4 protein-coding genes are annotated in these 1,705 nt (G+C 33.4%); all 4 read right to left on the bottom strand.

All coding sequences use genetic code 11. The features are described from left to right. Positions 1–139: 139 nt before the first annotated feature. Entirely contained in the window at positions 140–727 is a 588-nt protein-coding gene (locus HMPREF2701_RS01670; RefSeq protein WP_070481920.1) for a CPBP family intramembrane glutamic endopeptidase, read from the bottom strand. 2 nt (positions 728–729) lie between these two features. Further along, positions 730–963 (bottom strand): transcriptional regulator, encoded by a 234-nt coding sequence (locus tag HMPREF2701_RS01665; RefSeq protein WP_070481918.1) that lies wholly within the window; start codon positions 961–963, stop codon positions 730–732. A gap of 12 nt (positions 964–975) precedes the next feature. Further along, positions 976–1,356 carry a thioredoxin domain-containing protein gene (locus HMPREF2701_RS01660; protein ID WP_002933252.1) on the bottom strand — a complete coding sequence of 127 codons (381 nt, stop codon included), beginning with the start codon at positions 1,354–1,356 and terminating at the stop codon, positions 976–978. Then, on the bottom strand, positions 1,349–1,705 hold a 357-nt coding region (locus tag HMPREF2701_RS01655; RefSeq protein WP_261674391.1), incomplete at its 5' end, for a hypothetical protein. The genes HMPREF2701_RS01655 and HMPREF2701_RS01660, both read right to left, overlap by 8 nt.

Below are 1,705 nucleotides of genomic sequence, written 5' to 3'. Positions count from 1 at the left end.
ATAAGAGTAGTTGAAATTTTTATCACATTTTTTATTTTCCTGTAGAGCTAAATTCATACTAAACAAAGATTTTGAAATAAAAGACTAACATTGTTACATAACGTTAGCATTTCATTTCCCTAAAACAAGCTAATTTGGTCTAAAAAAGCAGCAAACTATAAACTAGTAGGTTCCACACCAAATGTAGACCCATACTGCCCCATAAGTCCGATTTATAGCGTACCATCCCTAAAAACATCCCAAGTGAAACATATAAACACCAAGCTAGAATGGTTCCTGGATGATGTACTAAGGCAAATAAAACACTCGTCAACGCAACTCGAATATCTAATTTTCTCACCAAATTCCATATAATTTCTCGATACAGAAATTCTTCAACCATACTCGCATTGATTAAGAACAATAAAAATGAAAACCAAGGAACTTGATGTTGAAGTCCAATTAAGTTTGCTTGATTCGTGGTTCCTTGAGCATGGATTAGGCTAAAACATAGACTTATAATCAGTAGGCTAATGAATCCAATACCAAGCCATTTCATCCTAGATTTCATATTGACCTTATGAGCTTGTTTGCGTTGGCCATACATCCATAAAAAAGAAATGAGTGACGCACCATAGAGAATCTCTAGTATAGTTAACTCACCGATACAAAGAAATTTCAGTAAGTATAGAGATAACAATAGGACATTTACTTGTTGGAATATATAAACTGGAATTATTCTTTTCATAGTTACCTCCGAAATAAATCTTCATAATCTAAATCTAATACCTGCACAATCCTTTCTACCCATGGACTTTGAGGCATTCGTTGTTCCATCTTGTAGTGGCGTATCTTTTGATACAAACGGTTCAATTCACTTGGATAGTGATACTCTCCCGCAAACATTTTTCTGGTTAACTCAATCCAGCTAATATTTCTTTCAGCCAAAATAATGGACAAGTTCTCCCAAAATCGTTCAGCCATATTGCTTCTCCTTTAGTTAGATAAATAATGTGTTTGTGCCATGTAAATCAATTGTTTCGTATCTCTTGGTAATAAAGCTCTAGCCTCCTCCAGATTCAGATTTGGATAAACTCGCTTATTTGAAACCGCAAGAGGAAGTCTGATGGTTAGTTCAGGATTTTTTAATATCATTTCGATGAAATCTGTTAATTTTAGGTTATCTCGATTCTTAAAACGTAATAAATTTGGAGATAAAAACTCAAAACAATCTGAAGAATAGCTCATCATCTCAATTAATTTGTCCTTTGTCATTTCAGAAACTGAATGACAAGATACCTCAATGCCATAGTTTTGAAAGAAGTCTAAAAGAAGTTGATTTCTATGGCTATTTTTACTTAGATAGAGATCAATCATGGGAGACCTCCAACAGATTCGGTTCCATTTGATATTCTGAAACGATTAAGGAATCTAATAAATTGGAGAAGTTAATTGATTTCTTGTCTTCATCATAAGCTTTTACAGTTACTTGGGTTGTAAGTATTCCCTCTTTTCCCTCAGCTCGATAGCCTTGCCCATATAAAACAAAAACAAGATTATGATTATCATCCACAAAGGCATCGGCTCCGTTCTTTATATCCTGACTTTCAAGGAATTCCATAATGTTTTGAAGATAGGATTCATAAAATAGTGGGTAATTGTGTTTTTTATGGTAATAATCTAAAAATTTCACTTCAAACTCACATGGATAATTGGGCATCAAAAA

This window comes from Streptococcus sp. HMSC077D04 (assembly GCF_001808785.1).
GTDB lineage: Bacteria > Bacillota > Bacilli > Lactobacillales > Streptococcaceae > Streptococcus > Streptococcus mitis_BX.
The sequence above is the reverse complement of the archived record's forward strand: the minus strand, read 5'-3'. Positions and strand labels throughout refer to the sequence as shown.

What these genes read in the sequence shown, in the direction of transcription:
- HMPREF2701_RS01670 (WP_070481920.1), bottom strand. Translation starts at nt 727, where the DNA reads ATGAAAAGAATAATTCCAGTTTATATATTCCAACAAGTAAATGTCCTA.
- HMPREF2701_RS01665 (WP_070481918.1), bottom strand. Translation starts at nt 963, where the DNA reads ATGGCTGAACGATTTTGGGAGAACTTGTCCATTATTTTGGCTGAAAGA.
- HMPREF2701_RS01660 (WP_002933252.1), bottom strand. Translation starts at nt 1,356, where the DNA reads ATGATTGATCTCTATCTAAGTAAAAATAGCCATAGAAATCAACTTCTT.